Below are 17,031 nucleotides of genomic sequence, written 5' to 3' on the forward strand. Positions count from 1 at the left end.
TCGAAAGTTGTTGGGCTTGATCTTCCAGCAGATTGCCGAGCGATGACGGTCATCTGGGGTCCAATATCGCAGTGACGGAATTTGAGGTGTTCCGCTCTCACAAACGCCGGCATTCATCGCTTATCCCAGGTATTCATTGCCAAGTCGCACTTTAAACTAGAGCATTGCCTGTTTAAGCTGGATCGTTAAAAATGCGTCTCACTGTTTGTTTTTACGCGTATCTTTATCCCATCGCGGCGGGATCAGAAATCGGTCCGGTGGACTGAATCCCCGCCCGGCGGATATTCTTTAGAGAGACATGCTCTAGAGCCCATCATTTAGACGGGCTATCGGAGAATAATCGATTGATATTCCAGATAAAACTGGAAATCACCGGCATTTCAAAGGCTCGTGCGGTTGAAGTATCCAGGTAACGAAAAAAGAAATGTGTTTTCGTTACCTGGATATCAAGAATTTAAAAGTCACGCTGTATCGCCTGCCCGTCAAACCAGCTGGATAGCTCCCTTATTCGATCGCGATGATCTTTGCGATCCGGAAACAGTGCATAATACCCGTATCCCGTCTCCAATATTCGAGGGAAGGGCTGTAGGAGCACCCCACTGGCCAGATCGTCTTTTGCAAACGTGCGATCGCCCATTGTGACACCAAAGCCGCTTGCAGCTGCTGTCATTGCAAAATCCTGCGTGTCAAAGACCTGATTACGTGAACCTCGGAGCGAATAAGCGCCTTCAGCCTGTAACCAAAGCATCCAGTCACTGTGTCGCGGATTAGAGTGTATCAATACACATTCGGCCAGTTTGGCTATGTTTGCAGGACGACCCAGTATGGATATCAAAGATGGCGCACACATGGGCGTCAGGCTTTCTCTGACCAAAGGGATAACCACCATGCCTGGCCAGCTGCCATTTCCATAAGTAATCAGCATATCAATATCGTCTATTGAAAAGTTCGGGCGGGCGAACCACGCCGTGTCGATATTTATATTCAGATCAGGGTGCCTTCTCAAAAGGTCTGGAAGACGGGGCAGGAACCAGCGACGAGCAAGCGTCGGGGGCATGCGTATCGTCAATGTTCGGCTAGGCCGCTTTGTGGCCTCAAATGAATTTTTTAGCGACGCCATCAATCCATTGATGATGGGTAGCAACGCTCGTCCCTGCTCCGTCAAAAGCACTTTTCGCGTATGCCTGTCAAAAAGGCTACAGCCGAAATAATGCTCCAGAAGCTGAATCTGACGACTGATGGCGCTTTGGCTGATATTGAGCTGGTTGGCGGCGGCGGTGAAGCTTCCAGTATCCGCCACAACTGAAAAACTTTGCAGTGTCTGCAAAGGTGGCAGACGATTGTTTTCCTGCTTGAGATCCAAGGGGCACTCATGGTTTCAGAGGATTGAGGAAGCCACCCAGCCTATCATTATCGGCCAGGAAAGGCGAACATTATCGCATCACGTACCAGAGCTTGAGGTTGATTTCCGATAGCTATTGAATTCAACAAACAGGTGAACCATGGTTGTGGGGCGTCGGATCGTCCCACAACCTCTAGAATTAAAGCAAATCACGAACTTCCGCTATAGCAGCATGCACCTGTTTCGGAGCGGTGCCGCCCCGATGATCGCGGCTCGCAACCGAGCCTGTCACCGATAGAACATCAAATACGTCTTCTTTGATCACAGAGGCAAAAGCCTGCATTTGTGCCAGGGACAAATCTGACAGCGTATTCAGCTCCTTTTCCCGGGCACAACCGACGATAGCGGCAACCGCGTGGTGGGCATCGCGGAAAGGCAGGCCGGCACGCACAAGGTAATCTGCGAGGTCTGTTGCCGTTGAATAACCCTGATCTGCTGCGAGAAGCATTTTCTCTTTCTTCACCTTTATCGAAGGGATCATCTGCGTTGTCACAGATACCGCACCGCGGACTGTTTCAAGACTGTCTGTAAGCGGAGGCTTGGATTCCTGCTGATCTTTGTTGAAGGCAAGTGGCTGACTTTTCATCAGCGAGGCGGAGAAAGCGAGGTTCCCAATCAGTCTCGCGGCCTTGCCGCGTAACAGTTCAGCCAGATCCGGATTACGCTTCTGTGGCATGATCGAAGATCCGGTGCAGAATCGGTCACCCACCTCAATGAAGTCGAACATCGGAGTACACCAGAGAATGATTTCTTCCGATAGTCGTGAAAGATGCCCCATGATGATCGCGCCAAGACTACAGATATCCACGACGTAATCGCGGTCGGAGACGGCATCAAGGGAATTTCGGAACGCTGCGTTGAAGCCGAGCTTTGTGGCGCTGAACGCGGGGTCGATAGGAAAGCCGGTTCCGGCGAGCGCGGCAGCACCCAGAGGCGAGATGTTGAGGCGCTCACGCGCTTCTCTCACCCGTTGACGGTCACGCAGAAACATCTCGGTATAAGCCATTATATGATGGCCAAATGTAATCGGCTGTGCCACCTGAAGATGCGTGAAGCCGGGCATAATGGTTTCCGCTTGCTGTTCGGCAAGATCAACAAGTGCACGAAGAAGGCCCGAAATCTCCGTATCAAGCTTTTCGAGCTCGCTGCGCGCGTAAAGGCGTATATCCGTTGCTACCTGATCGTTGCGCGAGCGTGCCGTGTGAAGTTTCTTGCCGGGCTCACCCACAAGCTCGGTCAGGCGTTTCTCAACGTTCATATGAACGTCTTCGAGCTCTTTTTTCCAGACAAATTCTCCTGATTGCATTTCCTCAGCGATTGCATTGAGACCGGACTGGATCGCCAGGTTTTCTTTCTGCGTTAAAATTCCCGCACGCGTCAACATGTCAGCGTGGACCCGCGAGCCATGAACATCATGCAACGCAAGGCGTTTGTCCTGATCGAGGCATTCATGAAAATCGCGGAAATCGTCAGCAACTGCTTCTTTAAACAGTGGTGACCAGGTTGAAGCCATATCGGTTGACATCTGACATTGTCCTCAGTTTTGCATGGGGGATTGCAGGAGGGGAAGAAGCGCCCGGACGTCCGGCACGTCTTGAAGATCGGTGATCAGTTCCTGTATGGCGTCAATCTGCTTCGGTGGCAGTATGCCTTTGCTAAGGTCGTGATACTTTCCCATGATCTGCTCAACAGAAAGAGGATTGTCCGGGCCGCCAAGAGGAGTTTCAACCCTTTGCCGGTGCTCCTGCTCATCATGGGTAATAATCGTGATTTCCGGCTCATCTTCGTCGGCCATTGTTTTGTCGATGGCTATGGTGAATTTGTCGAGCCAGGCTGTAATTTCTGGCGCTTCCCAGGCATTGTGGGCAAGCTCATCTAGAAAAACCTTGCCATAATGCAGTCTGGCGGCCACTGCGTAAGGCAGGCTCATCTGCGCCTGTGCACGCGACGTGACTCGCTTGCTGCCGCACATTGCAAACTGAAAGGCACTCATACCGACGTCAATCTTCGCCACATTGGAGGCGCGCAATCCGGTTTTCGCGAAAATCAAGTTGATAGCGTCAATCGCGGAGTGCGTCCCCCGACACGTTGCATAGGGCTTGATCGAACAGCGATTGATACGCCAGAACACACCATAATCGCCTATAAGTTTCTGCGGGTCAGCGTGGTTTCCGCAATAGGTTGCAAAAAAGCTTCCCCAATGATCGGGTTCAAACACCGCCGCTGGTCCCTGAAAGTCGCTCCGTGCCAGAAACGCGGCGAGAATCCCGGCTTCGGCGGCGCGACCTGCATGCAGCTTTTTCGCAGAGCTTCCGTTGCCGATGAAAGCCCATGTCCCTGCAGCGAATGAACAGGCCGTGCCAAGCGCCGAGGAAAGAGCATGCCTTTCGAGTTTAAGAAGAGAGCCAACTGCGACCGTTGCCCCAAATACCCCACAGGTGCCCGTTGAGTGCCAGCCCAGACCGTTATGGGTCTCATAGCCGCCCGCGGCCTCCAGCACACGGCGACCGACCTCATAGCCCAGAATAATACTGCGCAGAAAGGCAGCTCCGGTCACAGGCTCGGTAATATCTGCAAGAGCAGCAATTGCCGCGGGAAGCACGACAGCACCCGAATGATCGCAGCCACCACTGTCATCGAGTTCATAGGCATGAGCTGAGACGCCATTGATTAACGCTGCGGTGCGGGCGTTGGTGGAGTAAGATGTTCCCCAGACCCCACAATAACCTTCACCGCGCGATGGTAGCAGTACTTCCCGCATTTTTTGTGTTTCGAATGATCGTGCTCCCGCAAGAGACACCCCAATCGTATCGAGAATATGTGTTTTTGTTTTGCCGATTGTCGCTTCCGAAAAGGCGCGTTCGGAGGTTTCTGTGAGAAGACCTGCAAGCACATCTGTGATCATTGTGCGGTCTCCTGCACGTAATCTTCGTAGACGTTTATCGGATGTTGCGGTGGCGAAGGCCGCACGTGCTCAAGGCACCATTCTGCAATTTCAGATGCTGTCGCAAACCAGACATCGTCATGACTCCCGATGTAGTCAATTATCTCTTCAATGATGCTGATCCTGCCCGGCGTGCCGCTCCATTCCGGATGGATTTGCAGGACAAAGCAGCCGCCATATCGATGATAGGCATCGAATTCAGCTTTCCAGTTTGCCAGAACCCCTTCATATGCCGGAAGCCTGCTCTGGCCCTTTGGAAAGGCTGGTGTGAAGTTGAACTGGAAATAGGGGCGGTCATCAAGTTCGACATGCACGGGGATTTCCAGCAGCCGCGATGGATGGAGGAATGGTATGTCATCGCCGTTCAACGATGCTGACCACTGAAAGCCAGCCTCAAGCAGTATCCGGTCAAATCCGTGAGGCCAATTTCCTGCCGGCAGGCGAAAGCCTGTGATCTCCTGACCAAGGCAGGTCTCAAGAAGGGATTTCGACTGCCTGACGCGGTCCAGCGATTGCTGCGGACTGAAGAGATCGTAACGCTCGATTGTCAGGCCATGGCTGGCGAAGTCATGTCCGATGGCGCTTATATCGCGAAGAAGTGTTTGATGTGTCTGGATGAGCGTCGCTGGGACGAACCAGCTCGCCGCTAATTTTCTGTTTTCGAAAGTACGGCACAGGCGTTCGACACCACGCGCTGATCCATATTTCCATACAGAGAAGCTTTTGTTTCTTTCCGCAAGATCAGGCGATGCGGCGAGGGCATCCAGCCCATCACTGAACAGAACCGAAATTGAAGCGGCGCAGCATTTGCCTTCAGGCCAGAACGAATGTGGCCCACCGACATTTGTGAGATGAGAATTTGACCGTGCAGTCATTAGCTTGTGACCCTGCCTGATGGTGCGCGGTTTGCTGCTATCCACCATTGCGCAATTTCCGAGAGGCGTGCGCACCACACGTCATCACCATGCGCTCTGATCGCGTGAAAAAGACCTTCAAGGATTGAAAGACGTCCCGGACGGGCGCAAACCTTGGGGTGAAGTATGGTTGTCCAGCACAGACCTTCACGATGATAGCCTTCGAACTCGGCTTTCCAATTGGCTTCAACCGTCCGGTAGTCGGAAATGCGGTCGAGCCCTATCGGAAAATCGGGTTCTTCCGTATAGGCGAGCGCAGTATAGTCATCGATATCCCATCGGGCCGGGATCTCAACCAGGCCGGGGCCGGGCAAGAGTGTCTCGTGAAAGTACGGCCTGTCATCGCCACGCATCGAGCTCGAGTAAACGATGCCAAAGGCTTTTAGCAATTCCGCCGTTTCATTGCTCCAGTCTCCAGACGGTGTGCGGAAACCAACCGGTTTCACGCCAAGATAGCGTTGGAAAATTTCCTTGGAGGCTTCCATAATATCGAGCTGTTGCTGAGGCGTGCAGTCTATAAAAACCTCGTGCCGATGGCCGTGATAGGCAACTTCGTGTCCCTCCGCGACAAGGCGGACACACTGCTCGGTCCAATGCAAAATAACCCAGCTTGGAATGAAGAAAGTTGCTTTCAGCTCATATCTGGCCAGCAGTTCCAAAAGGCGTGGCAGAGCTTTCCACGGGCCATAGGCACCTTGCGTAAAATATCGCGGATTGTCCCGCAGCGAGCCGTCAAGCATTGCGTCTCCGGTCGGGCCATCCACGTCAAAGGCTAGAGCCACCGCTGAGCGCCGCGCTTCTGGCCAGAGAATTGAACTTTGATATAGGGAAGACCGCAGCATTGAGACGCTCGCTAGCTTGTTTGCAGTGACTTAAATTGTGCGCACAGTGAACCTGCGGAACGCGCTATCGCGTTCCGTTGGTTTGTTCCTGATCGCGTTAAACTTCGTTGAGGCTTACTTGACGCCGTTGATGATGGCCTTTTCGACGGCGTTGTGGGTCAAGCCCCACTTCTTAAGAATTTCAGCGTAAGTGCCATCTTTGATAACGGCGTCAAGCGCTTTCGCAACCGCATCGCGCAGAGCGGTATTTGACTTCTTAAAGCCCATGCCGAATGTGTCATTGCTCAGCAATGGGTCGCCGACAAGGGTAAACGTATCGGGCTCGAGACGCATCTGATAGGCGATGGTTTCAATTCCCTGTACCACCGCATCATAACGGCCTTGCTTCATCCCCAGACGCGCAGCATTGGAATCGGCGGTGCCTTCAAACACGATGGCTGGTTTTCCCTTGGCAACACAATTGTCTTTGCTCCAGTCGGTGACATTGGTTCCGAAGGTCGTGCTGCGGCTTCCTGCAACTTTCTTCCCGCAAAGATCCTCTGGGTTCTTATATTGGGCCGCATTTGCGTTGGTCGTGAAGAGAATAGGGCCACTCGTCAGGTAATCGACGAAATCCATGCTTTCCTGCCGCTTGGGATTGTCGCTCATGCCGGAAACGATAATGTCACCGCGTCCCGTTTGCAGTCCGCTTTGCAGCTCCTGAAATGCAGAGGTTACAAGAAGGACATTCAGGTTGAGCCTCTTTGCCACCGCATTGATGAGATCAATATCAAAGCCATCAAGCGTCCCGGTCTCCGGATTGACGTATTCCATTGGTGGGTAAATGGGATTGACCAGGACGCGCAGTTCGCCTTCATTGATCAGATTGAGATTGTTGTCTGCCATCGCGACAGATGCCGATAGCAGAGTCATCGCTGTGGCAACGAGGGTGGTAAGCTTCATGATGTTCTCCTCTTAAGTGATTATTGTTTGTTATAGGACTGCCGACACAAAATTTCGGATGCGCGGATTTGTCGGATTATTGAGCACCTGATCAGGGGTTCCTGTTTCAACAATACGGCCTTCGTCCATAAAGATCACACGATCGGCCACCTCGCGGCAGAAGCCAATTTCGTGGGTGACCACGATCATTGTTGTGCCCGATGCGGCAAGTTCTTTCATCACGCCCAACACTTCACCAACAAGTTCCGGGTCGAGTGCCGAAGTCGGCTCATCAAACAGCATGGCTTTGGGGCGCATGGCGAGGGCTCGGGCAATAGCAACTCGCTGTTGTTGTCCGCCTGACAGTTCAGCCGGATAGGAATCCGCTTTATCCAAAAGTCCGACGCGGTTGAGCAATTGCTGTGCTTCCTCAACACATTCCGACTTTGGTCGCTTTTGCACGCCGGTGGGGCCGGCGATTATGTTTTGCAGAACGGTTAGATGCGGAAAAAGATGGAACCGCTGAAAGACCATGCCAACAGCTTGGCGCTGTTTCGCCTTTTGCTTGTCGCTGAGGGGATAGAGTTTTGTGTCGTCAAGCCTGAAGCCAACAATTTCACCATCGACTGAAATATAACCGGAATTGACCTTCTCAAGCTGATTTATACAGCGCAGAAAGGTGCTCTTTCCTGATCCGGAAGGACCAATGATGCAAACCACTTCTCCTTTATGAATATCAAAGTTGATATCTTTGAGGACGTGAAAGCTGTCGTAATATTTTTGAAGTCCACGAGCATGAATGATCGGTTCCATCACGCTTCCTCTCCGGCAGTCACCTGAACAATCTGCTGCCTTGGATTGCGTCTTCCCCACCCTTTCGAAAAATGCCGCTCGATATAGAGCTGGATAATACTCAGGACTGTAACGACCACCATGTACCAAATGGCAGCAACGATGAGCAGTTCGATGACGCGTGAGTTGACATAATAAATATCTTCAACGCTTCGAAGCACTTCTGAATACTGGATAACGCTTGCAAGCGATGTCAACTTCACCATACCGATTGTTTCATTGCCAATTGGCGGAACGATCACACGCATGGCTTGCGGGAGAACGATCTTGACCATAGACCGAAGGCTGGTCATTCCGATCGATTGTGCGGCTTCTGTTTGCCCCTTATCAATGGACATAATACCGGCTCTTACAACCTCGGCAGTATAGGCGCCCTGCTGGATTCCCAGCCCCAGAAAAGCCGCCACAAAAGGGGTCATAATCTCGACAGTCTTGACAGAAAAAAGCCCCGGAATACCAATTGTTGGAAAAATAAGTGCCAGGTTGAACCACAAAAGCAGTTGAAGCAGAGCTGGAATTCCGCGAAACAACCAAATATAGCCAATCGAGATGCTGCGCAGCACACCATTATCCGACATACGCATCATCGCCGCCACGACGCCAAGCAATATGCCAAGCCCCATCGCGCAGAACGTCATGATGATGGTATTGACGACACCGGAGAGGACCGCTGGCGCAAATAGATTGGCAGAGACATATTGCCAGGCTATGTCACCCTTCCAGAAAGCTCGGACAAGAAACAGGACCGCGAGGACGCAAGCAACTGCGAGAGCTTTCGTTGCCCAATGACGCGGCGGCACGATTTCCAGTTTTCCTGGGTCTGCGATCAAAGACTTTATCATTACGTTCCCTCTGGCTTTTTAGCTCAGTGCTTTTGTTGATATGAATATTGAAAGCTCGCATTCGAATTAACAAACGCCAATTGGTTATGGGATTTATGCGTTCTGAGCATAAATACATGCTGTTTATATTGAGGAAGTGGACGGCATGACAATTTCGTCTTCCCCTTGTCACAGGCTTTGCTGCATGATTGCCATCGCTGCCGGCCTCCGATAAGTGAAGCTGCAACTCAGTACGTCACGTCAAAAATTGGAAGCTTCAGGTTTTCCAGGGGTCGCTATGCCTATTTATGAACTGGCAGCCTTAGGAGCCGCTATATGCTGGGCTCTAACCGGTCTGATTTCCGCTGGACCTGCCGGTCATCTCGGTGCGTTCACATTCAATCAGATGCGCCAGATATTTGTTAGTTTTTTGCTGATGATCTACGTGGTGGCCACCGGAACCTGGCATCAATTATCCTTTGCCACTGCAATCCCTCTCTTTCTTTCTGGCGTGATAGGCATATTCCTTGGCGATACCATGCTCTTTGCAACCCTCAACAGATTGGGGCCACGCCGAGCAGGGATTTTATTTGCTATGAATGCCCCGATTGCTGCGTTTCTTGGATGGGGCGTGCTGGGGGAGGAACTGACGCTTCGGTTGGTTGCAGGTATCACCCTAACGATTGTTGGGGTCTGCTTTGCGATATTTTTCAATAGTCGCCGTGTGATCACTCATGCGCTGGAAACGGTACATGGTTCCTGGACGGTGGGAATATCATTGGGTCTTCTGGCTGCGACGGGTCAGGCAGTTGGATCAATCATCGTACGACCGGTGATGGAAAGTGGCATCGATCCATTTCTCGCCTCACTGCTGCGTGTTGGCACGGCGGCTTGCTGCCTCAGTGTTCTCTCCGCGTTTCCGCTGTCAGTTGTTCGACCGCGCAACCGTATGACTATCCACGTGGCATCCATGACTGCACTGTCGGGTATTCTCGCGCTGGCCATGGGTATGACGCTGATGCTGTTCGCTCTCTCAGGTGGAGAGACCGGTATAGTTTCAACAATTTCAGCAACAACGCCAGTCATTATTCTTCCAATGTTATGGCTGCGGACCGGTCAGAAGCCAAATACGGGAGCTTGGCTTGGCGCAATATTTGTTGTGGCGGGACTTGCATTGATCTTGTCTCGTTGAAGGGAGATACGCGTGATCAAAGTCAACCAAACCATCATCGACGCGTTTTCTCCGCATTATCCCCTTCATTCACCCTGCTCGAAGGGCTTGGGACGGACGGCGTTCCTGAAACCAGACCTGTCAGGCCGGCATTTTCAAAATTATTTGGTTCGCTCAGAGAGTTTGCGACACGTCAAGGACGGCCCTCATCTATCAGGGTAATATCGCAATGATAGGTTCCCGAGATGGAGCGACTGCGATTGTGAACGTCTCAAACCTGTCTCATGGACGCCGCCACAGGGCCGGGATATGGTCCGATCGAATAAAGGGGATAATGAACCGTGTTTCGCGAAATTGCCATGGGGAGCGCATTCATTCAATGCGATGGCTCTGTCAAAACATTCACTCAGAATTATACTGTGGTAAGCGAAGGTGAAGAGATACGTCGCGTTTATATGGTCAACGACGGATTACTGAGGGCTTTCAGATTTTTGTCAGATGGCAGACGACAGATAACGCATTTCTTGTTCCCTAACGATTTCATCGGGCTCGTTGATAGCGGCTCCTATTCAAAAAGCGTTGAGACGGTTGTCGAGAGCAAATTGACATCGCTCTCTTAACACAAGCTGCAGGCGTTTGTCAGATGCAATGAAGTCGCATGGCTAGCCTTGCAGAAGGAAACCCGAAATCTACTGAGAAGATCAAATTCTCTGCAGGTTATTCTGGGTAGTCTGTCATCAGTTGAGAAGTTATCTTGCTTTATCCTCCTTCTTTATCAGCAGAAACCAGAATCGAAATTTGTTCCCATAGCGATGCCCCGCCAGGATATAGCGGACTTTCTGGGGCTGACTGTTGAAACCGTGAGCAGGAGTTTCACAAGGCTGCGTAAACTTGGCCTCATTGTGTCGCATGATTCAGGTTCGATAGAAATTTGTTCGGTATCAGCGCTGCAACAGGTGGCCGGTATAAAGCTATCGTAGCAGGTTCCTCTCCTCGTCGTTGAACGGTTGGAATTATCGATAAGGACCCTGGCGTAAAAGCTTATTCAGGTCGCGTTGCGACCTCTTACCAATGGCTGGCGAGATTCTCAACGCGCGAAGCGCATTCAGGATTACAGCGACGTCAATCCCCTCCTGGAGCAATGCACCCTGGACCGGCAACAGATAGCCTAACGCTGCGACGACCATTCAAATAACTGATAGGCCGATACCCCCCAAAACACTTTCGATAGCAATGCGTCTTGAGCGCTTTGCGATCTCCATTCCTGCGCGAAGCCTGTCTATGCTGTCAACGAGCAGAACGACGTCGGCTGCGTCCGCCGCCGCTGCCGTTGCCTTGGCGCCCGTCGCAACCCCGACGTCTGCCGCCGAAAGCGCAGGCGCATCGTTGACACCGTCACCAACCATCATGACAGGCCCGGCCTTGCGTTCGCTGAGCACGGTCAGCACTTTTTGATCCGCTGAAAGTCCAGCGTAGATCGCATCGAGTTCCAGTCCTCGGGTGACGCGTTTGGCTACCGCAGCACTGTCACCTGTCGCCAGAACGATGCGCTTGACGCCGTCCTTATGTAAACCGCGTAGCGTCTGCGTGACGCCGCCGCGTAACGGATCCGCCATGATGATATAACTCGCAATCTTGCCGTCAATCGCGACTGCAACCAAGGACGCCCCGTTTCTGTGCTGGGGAATTCGCGGAAAGGAGCCCGAGTTTGTCTTTCAACGAAGCGGCGCCCACCAACAATGATGCTTCGACCATCGACGAAGCCCGCAACACTGTCTCCGGCCAGTTCCCTAACCTCAGCCGGCAACCCGATTTCTAACCTGCGTTCCTGACGGAGCTTGCGTGCGACGGCTTTACCGCTCCTCTTCCCGGTGCGGTGTGATCTGTTGACGGTTGATACGGTCAACGATCATTGACGACGGATAGTGTGACGGACCAGCGGTTCTCCGGCGCAGGCTGATTTGTCTCTTCGCAATTCACAACGACGCGTTTTTTCTGATCAGCATCTTCCCGCCATTTTGCACTGAGTGGTCGTGCGCATTCCTTCACAACGGTTTTGTCGTTGATGGACGGAAACAAAAAATTCGTACCGTTTTCAATATTGCTGTTGTTGAGAAAGCGCGCAGCGACCTGCTCGATTGCATCCAGGTCCTGCGTGGGTGTGTGTGCTTGTCGTTGCTCTTCTGCGAATATCGCATGGCACATCCGCAAGTTGTCGAGACCGAAGCGGTGACGGCAAAAGCTCTGAATTTCCTCGAGGCGAGACAGTGGTAATCTCTCATAAATTTCAACGTCGCATTCTCCACAAACAATCGGGTTTTCGAAGAACACTTGTCGTGACGGCTGTTGCTTAATGAAAAAACTGTAATCGGTGCGGTGTTCGCGATGCGTGGTCTCGACACCGGTCAGTAGCAGGACACCACTGAAAAGCGGGAGCAATGCGAGGGATAAGATCAGAACAATTTTCTTCATAAATACGAATAGAATCCGGGAGACGATGAAATCCGCTTGTGTCTATGTCGGTCTCGCTCTCAGAGCAAATACAAGTTTCAGGATAGCGTTCCGCATCTTTGCTGGGCTTTGATGTCTTGCGAGCAAATATCTGCAGCCGGGATTGCTGGTCACTTCTTACAGGGCCACAGTCGAAGCCGTTGAAGCCGATCTTCCGTCCCAGCTGTTCAATCTGCCGTCATAATGCGGATCGAGTGGAAAAGCCGGCATACTGCGCGGAGGATCGCAACCACGAGCGACCCATTCTCTCCCACCGGTTGGTTCCGCTCCTCTGGCTGCGCTCAGGGCCATTTCGAACGACCACGCTTGTCACAAGGCACTGGGTTCATCGCGGAGAGCGTCGAGACTTTTGATCGTTCACCAACATGGGTTGCAGATCAAAACGACCAATGGAGGGTGAAAGGCTTGCCGGCCCCTTTTTCCCATCGTTTGCCTGCTGACTGCGGTCGAGCATTTACAAGGCCTCGATCAAAACGAGATAAAGGCTCCAGCCAAGTGTAACCAGGAATGTACGGACTAGGATTTTTGTGACTGTCTGCGGGCTCATTTCAAGGATCCGCTAGAAATCTGTTCATCGGCGATACAATATGAGAATTCGCCCAAACATTTGCATGCACAGGAAAGCGACTTCCCGCAACGTTGCGGGAACTATTTCACCTCAAACTGCCGCGCGCCAAGCATCTGGTTCTCTTTGGGCCTGGACACAAACACCGACCGGATAGAGCATGGCCCTGCAATGACCTGGGATAGATCACTTCTGTGACTGGATGAGCAGGAACCTGTCCGGCAGCCGTTCCATGACGGCGATCAGCTTTGTTTATCCAGAGCCTTTCAGCACGACCGGACGCTATCGCCTTAACTTTGCCTCACGGGGCGGGTTAGCGACAATGCATATAATCACTTTCGGTCTTATGGAGCTGCAAAATGAAGCTGTCCTCGCTATCGCTCAAGCTGATTCCGGTTCTCGTGGCGTTTGATCCCACGCTGGTGATGGCCAATGATTTTCAATCCAAAGCGCAGGCAGCCTTTGCGCCCATTGTGCAAGAGTTTAATGTCCCAGGTCTGATTGTCGGCATAACACGAGACGGTGTTCATGAATTCTATGCGACAGGATTGGCGCAGCGCGAGCAACAAAGTCCCGTGACGCCTGATACGCTTTTTGAACTTGGCTCCATCAGCAAGATCTTCACCGCCACCCTCGCAGCCTGGGCTGAACACCGTGGGGACCTCAATCTCAATGAAACAATGGCCCATCATCTTTGCGACGACAAATGCACAATCGGCGATAAACTCACACTGATGGACCTTGCCACCCATCATTCGGGCGGCCTGCCGTTGCAGGTACCAGAAAAGGTCAGTGACATAGCCGGCCTGGTGAACTGGTTGAAAGAATGGCGGCCCTCCGATCCGGGTGCGCGGAGCTATTCTAATATCAGTATTGGAATGCTTGGCTATATTAGTGGCAAAGCCTTGGCGAGCGATTACAGAGAGGCTGTGCAAACAATGCTGTTTCCGGCGCTCGGCCTTCGCAATAGCTGGATAGACATACCCAGCGACAAGATGGACAGCTACGCCTTTGGTTATGATCGCAAGACTGACGCTCCCATCAGAGTTACGCCGGGCGTTCTGGATGCTGAGGCCTATGGTGTAAAATCGAGCGCCCGTGACATGCTCAGACTTCTTGATATCGAGATGGGAGCGGTTACTGTCTCACATAAGTTGCAGGAAGCAATCCACCGCACGCAGCAAGGCCAATACAAGACGGCCCTGTTTACACAGGATATGATCTGGGAACAATATCCGTGGCCAGTCGCTGTGGAACAGATGGTGCAAGGCAACGGGTATGATTTTATCTTGAAGCCACAAGCTGTCGAAAAGATCGAACCCCCGCTACCGCCTCAGAAGCATGTTATTCTCAATAAAACCGGCTCTACCAACGGTTTTGGTGGCTATGTTGCCATGATCCCAAGTGAACGTCTGGGAGTGGTGGTGCTCGCAAACAAGAATTATCCCAACGAAGCCCGCGTTACCGCCACCTACGCACTGATCAAAAGCCTGCTTCAGAACTAAATTCGCTTCTGGAATGCGTGGAAGAAAAGGTAAGCAGCGCAGCGTGGTGTCCACTTGTGCGTCGCAGATGTGGCGCCCGACAAGCGACATGATGGCGCTTTCAAATGAACAATCCCAGCGCCACCATGTCCGCGAGTTTGATTTGAACGGTTGCGTTTTTGGAGGCGGACGAGGAACGCGTTCTCACCCTATTCTTTAACTGTGCTTGATTGCTGGAGGTGTAAAAGCCGTTCCAAGCGAGGAAGCCGCTGCTGGTGACGATATTAGAGAGAGAAGGATGAGCCCAGGATCACAAGGATGAGCAGGTCGTTATAGAGCTGAAATCCTGGCCCGACGCTGGAAAAGTCTTTTCTACGCATAGCATTCTCACCCTGAACTTGCTGTTTAGTGGTGGTTTCGACCCGCAATGATGATGCTGGAACGGACAATGAAACGTCCCTTGGAAAGCGAGAGCTCGACTTCCCCTGTTTCTCGCTTGCCCTTCCTGGAGGTGTTTATTGTGAACAGATAATCGCGTTCCGACTTGTTATTGATAACCCCCTTGCAATCGATCGATATGTTGGTGAGCAAGAGGCGCCCGGTCGAACCGCGTCCTTCTGCAGGATCGATGATGTTGCTCTCCAGAAGATAAACAAAGCAAAGCTGGTTTAACAATATTCCTGACGTAATAGCGTTAAAAATCCGGGATGGATGACATGTGTAGGAAGACTGCTCGGAAGGGAGAAATTCACCTGCCATCAAACCATAGTCATTGATAAGCGGAGAAAAGGAAATGGGTAGTTTATCATCGAACAATTCATCTCTGTAAACTGTCCTGATGATGTCAACTGTGGATTTATTCAAATATCTCTGATGTGATTGTGGCATGATAAAAGCTCTCTATTTATTTGATATATGTATTAGAAAAACATAACTAAAATATTGCGGGCGTAAACAGGCAATTACTTGTTAGCAGATTACAATGGGCTTCTCTTCTCTTTCATCAAAGAATAGGTCAGAGCGCATCCTCTTCCTGCAGATGTCTGTTCGGAGACTTTAGCGATATCACCTCTTGATATGGGCAGGGCGGCGATTTCACCGCACGTTATTGCGGTCATGACCCAGGCATGGCAGGCGCCTTGCTACAAGCTTCGGGAAGCCCAACAAATTGGCTTTGATATTATATAAAATTTAATATAGTAAACCGTAGATGTAATAGATCGTGTATTAATCGAATTATATCTAAATTAGATAAGTATAAATTATTAGTGCCTTAAGTATCGATGCGCGGTTAAACCCGATATCTTCGATGTGTTGTGAGGCGGACAGGGGTTCCCGTGGTGCATGATGCTCTCAGAACGCGCAGCTATCTTGACCTCATTGCTTCAGTTTCCGCATTGGCTCTTTGTCAAATAGCAGGCATGAGCGCAGCCTTTGCCCAACCCTCCATCACCTCATATGGGCCGATTTTCAATGGTCCGGCGCCGGGCGCCACCACTTGGATTTTTCAACAGGTCCCGGATAGCAATTCCACCGGGGTCCTTATCGGAGAAATGCCCGGGATCAACGCCGATGCTGGCGTTTTCATGACAGGTGGAGCAACCGCTGAAGGGAATCTGCTCTGGGTCGGGGAGGGGCCTAATTCCCAGACGGCGCCGAAGATAACAGCACATCTCACGGTTGATGGTGTCGGCACAACTTTTACCACCCATCGGCAGGTGATCGTCGCCCAAAATGGGGCTGATGGCTATATTGACATCACCAATGGCGCAAAATTTTATGCGAATGGAGACTATAATCCGGCAGCGTTGGACGCAGGGCTGATTATCGGCTCGAATCCCCCTGCTTACGGACAGGTCACCGTTTCCGGCCAGGGATCACTGCTGAGTACCGATGTCAAAATCTGGATTGCCGATTTTGGCGACGGCGCGCTGATTGTCAACGATGGCGCACAGGTCATCAGCCCGAGAACAGATATCGGTGTGCGCGCCGGCTCGCATGGCAGCGCCAGTATCTCTGGTGCCGGCTCATCGCTCAGCGGCGTCGACGGCGCGAGCTTCTTGACTGTCGGCCTTTTGGGTGCTGGTGAACTCACCGTTTCCAACGGCGGCGTCGTCAATATCCCCTTGCTGCGGATCGGCTATCAGGCGGGATCCAGCGGCATTGTCAATATTGGTGCGGCGCAAGGTGCCGCTGCCCAGGCCGCCGGAACGCTCAATGTCGATCATATCGAATTCAACGGCGCTGGCGGCGGCAGCACCGGAAGCCTCAATTTCAACATCACCGACAGCACCACCCTCCATGCGGTCATTGCCGGAACAGGCACCATCAACCAGATAGCCGGCTTAACCACCTTGACCGGCGATAATTCGGGTTTTGTCGGTACCGTCAATCTGCTGGGCGGAACCCTGTCGGTGGGTGGGGACAACAATATCGGCGATCTTACAACCTCAGTGATGCTCGATGGCGGCACCTTGCAGGTAACCGGTAACGCCTTTACCAGCACCAGCCGTGCGATCAGCCTTGGCGATCATGGCGGCGGCTTTGATATTGCTGAGGCCTCCAACACATTCACAGTGTCGCAGAGCCTGTCAGGTTCGGGTC

14 protein-coding genes and 2 pseudogenes are annotated in these 17,031 nt (G+C 52.0%); 5 read left to right on the plus strand and 11 right to left on the minus strand.

The window, feature by feature from the left end; translation table 11 throughout:
- Positions 1 to 454 precede the first annotated feature (454 nt).
- From QBD00_RS16225 to QBD00_RS16260, 8 genes are all read right to left on the minus strand, one after another.
- Positions 455 to 1,363, minus strand: a complete 909-nt coding sequence (locus QBD00_RS16225; protein WP_191794010.1) for a LysR substrate-binding domain-containing protein — start codon at positions 1,361 to 1,363, stop codon at positions 455 to 457.
- Positions 1,364 to 1,541: 178 nt separating this feature from the next.
- On the minus strand, positions 1,542 to 2,927 hold the full coding sequence (argH, locus tag QBD00_RS16230) for an argininosuccinate lyase (RefSeq protein ID WP_151095965.1): 1,386 nt from the start codon (positions 2,925 to 2,927) through the stop codon (positions 1,542 to 1,544).
- Between the two features lie 12 nt (positions 2,928 to 2,939).
- On the minus strand, positions 2,940 to 4,307 hold the full coding sequence (locus QBD00_RS16235; RefSeq protein ID WP_151095968.1) for an MmgE/PrpD family protein: 1,368 nt from the start codon (positions 4,305 to 4,307) through the stop codon (positions 2,940 to 2,942).
- Positions 4,304 to 5,221, minus strand: a complete 918-nt coding sequence (locus tag QBD00_RS16240) for a polysaccharide deacetylase family protein (protein ID WP_151095971.1) — start codon at positions 5,219 to 5,221, stop codon at positions 4,304 to 4,306. The genes QBD00_RS16235 and QBD00_RS16240 overlap by 4 nt, the downstream gene beginning before the upstream one ends.
- Positions 5,221 to 6,000 (minus strand): polysaccharide deacetylase family protein, encoded by a 780-nt coding sequence (locus QBD00_RS16245; protein ID WP_235902046.1) that lies wholly within the window; start codon positions 5,998 to 6,000, stop codon positions 5,221 to 5,223. The genes QBD00_RS16240 and QBD00_RS16245 overlap by 1 nt, the downstream gene beginning before the upstream one ends.
- Before the next feature lie 216 nt (positions 6,001 to 6,216).
- Positions 6,217 to 7,044, minus strand: a complete 828-nt coding sequence (locus QBD00_RS16250; protein ID WP_318580036.1) for an ABC transporter substrate-binding protein — start codon at positions 7,042 to 7,044, stop codon at positions 6,217 to 6,219.
- A 30-nt stretch (positions 7,045 to 7,074) separates the two neighbouring features.
- Entirely contained in the window at positions 7,075 to 7,836 is a 762-nt protein-coding gene (locus QBD00_RS16255; RefSeq protein ID WP_151095979.1) for an amino acid ABC transporter ATP-binding protein, read from the minus strand.
- Positions 7,836 to 8,717, minus strand: a complete 882-nt coding sequence (locus tag QBD00_RS16260; protein WP_151095981.1) for an amino acid ABC transporter permease — start codon at positions 8,715 to 8,717, stop codon at positions 7,836 to 7,838. The genes QBD00_RS16255 and QBD00_RS16260 overlap by 1 nt, the downstream gene beginning before the upstream one ends.
- A 277-nt stretch (positions 8,718 to 8,994) precedes the next feature.
- Between QBD00_RS16260 and QBD00_RS16265 the strand changes: the two genes are divergently transcribed.
- The 3 genes from QBD00_RS16265 (at position 8,995) to QBD00_RS16275 (ending at position 10,847) form a co-directional block, all read left to right on the plus strand.
- The gene (locus QBD00_RS16265; RefSeq protein WP_191794018.1) at positions 8,995 to 9,888 is read left to right on the plus strand and encodes a DMT family transporter; all 894 of its coding nucleotides are present in this window, start codon (positions 8,995 to 8,997) and stop codon (positions 9,886 to 9,888) included.
- A gap of 338 nt (positions 9,889 to 10,226) precedes the next feature.
- Entirely contained in the window at positions 10,227 to 10,487 is a 261-nt protein-coding gene (locus tag QBD00_RS16270; protein ID WP_318580042.1) for a cyclic nucleotide-binding domain-containing protein, read from the plus strand.
- Between the two features lie 48 nt (positions 10,488 to 10,535).
- Positions 10,536 to 10,847 carry a helix-turn-helix domain-containing protein gene (locus QBD00_RS16275; RefSeq protein ID WP_318580037.1) on the plus strand — a complete coding sequence of 104 codons (312 nt, stop codon included), beginning with the start codon at positions 10,536 to 10,538 and terminating at the stop codon, positions 10,845 to 10,847.
- Positions 10,848 to 10,880: 33 nt separating this feature from the next.
- Here the strand turns inward: QBD00_RS16275 and QBD00_RS16280 are convergent.
- Positions 10,881 to 11,674 (minus strand): annotated as a pseudogene (locus QBD00_RS16280) (HAD-IC family P-type ATPase); the annotation flags it as partial.
- Between the two features lie 95 nt (positions 11,675 to 11,769).
- Positions 11,770 to 12,339, minus strand: a complete 570-nt coding sequence (locus tag QBD00_RS16285; protein WP_151095987.1) for a hypothetical protein — start codon at positions 12,337 to 12,339, stop codon at positions 11,770 to 11,772.
- 963 nt (positions 12,340 to 13,302) lie between these two features.
- On the opposite strand from QBD00_RS16285, the gene ampC reads away from it, so the two are divergent.
- A complete protein-coding gene (ampC, locus tag QBD00_RS16290) occupies positions 13,303 to 14,448 on the plus strand; it encodes a class C beta-lactamase (protein WP_151095990.1) in 1,146 nt (381 codons plus the stop codon).
- A 384-nt stretch (positions 14,449 to 14,832) separates the two neighbouring features.
- On the opposite strand, the gene QBD00_RS16295 is transcribed toward ampC, so the two are convergent.
- Positions 14,833 to 15,243, minus strand: coding sequence for a hypothetical protein (locus QBD00_RS16295; protein WP_318580038.1), 411 nt, complete (start codon positions 15,241 to 15,243; stop codon positions 14,833 to 14,835).
- A 737-nt stretch (positions 15,244 to 15,980) separates the two neighbouring features.
- Between QBD00_RS16295 and QBD00_RS16300 the strand changes: the two are divergent.
- Positions 15,981 to 17,031, plus strand: a pseudogene (locus QBD00_RS16300) (hypothetical protein); the annotation flags it as partial.

Source organism: Ochrobactrum sp. AN78 (assembly GCF_029909885.1).
GTDB classification, from domain to species: domain Bacteria; phylum Pseudomonadota; class Alphaproteobacteria; order Rhizobiales; family Rhizobiaceae; genus Brucella; species Brucella quorumnocens.

Bases quoted from the DNA above. Each gene is read 5' to 3' on its own strand.
- argH (WP_151095965.1), bottom strand. From the start codon at position 2,927: ATGTCAACCGATATGGCTTCAACCTGGTCACCACTGTTTAAAGAAGCA.
- QBD00_RS16235 (WP_151095968.1), bottom strand. From the start codon at position 4,307: ATGATCACAGATGTGCTTGCAGGTCTTCTCACAGAAACCTCCGAACGC.
- QBD00_RS16240 (WP_151095971.1), bottom strand. From the start codon at position 5,221: ATGACTGCACGGTCAAATTCTCATCTCACAAATGTCGGTGGGCCACAT.
- QBD00_RS16245 (WP_235902046.1), bottom strand. From the start codon at position 6,000: ATGCTTGACGGCTCGCTGCGGGACAATCCGCGATATTTTACGCAAGGT.
- QBD00_RS16250 (WP_318580036.1), bottom strand. From the start codon at position 7,044: ATGAAGCTTACCACCCTCGTTGCCACAGCGATGACTCTGCTATCGGCA.
- QBD00_RS16255 (WP_151095979.1), bottom strand. From the start codon at position 7,836: ATGGAACCGATCATTCATGCTCGTGGACTTCAAAAATATTACGACAGC.
- QBD00_RS16260 (WP_151095981.1), bottom strand. From the start codon at position 8,717: ATGATAAAGTCTTTGATCGCAGACCCAGGAAAACTGGAAATCGTGCCG.
- QBD00_RS16265 (WP_191794018.1), top strand. From the start codon at position 8,995: ATGCCTATTTATGAACTGGCAGCCTTAGGAGCCGCTATATGCTGGGCT.
- QBD00_RS16270 (WP_318580042.1), top strand. From the start codon at position 10,227: ATGGGGAGCGCATTCATTCAATGCGATGGCTCTGTCAAAACATTCACT.
- QBD00_RS16285 (WP_151095987.1), bottom strand. From the start codon at position 12,339: ATGAAGAAAATTGTTCTGATCTTATCCCTCGCATTGCTCCCGCTTTTC.
- ampC (WP_151095990.1), top strand. From the start codon at position 13,303: ATGAAGCTGTCCTCGCTATCGCTCAAGCTGATTCCGGTTCTCGTGGCG.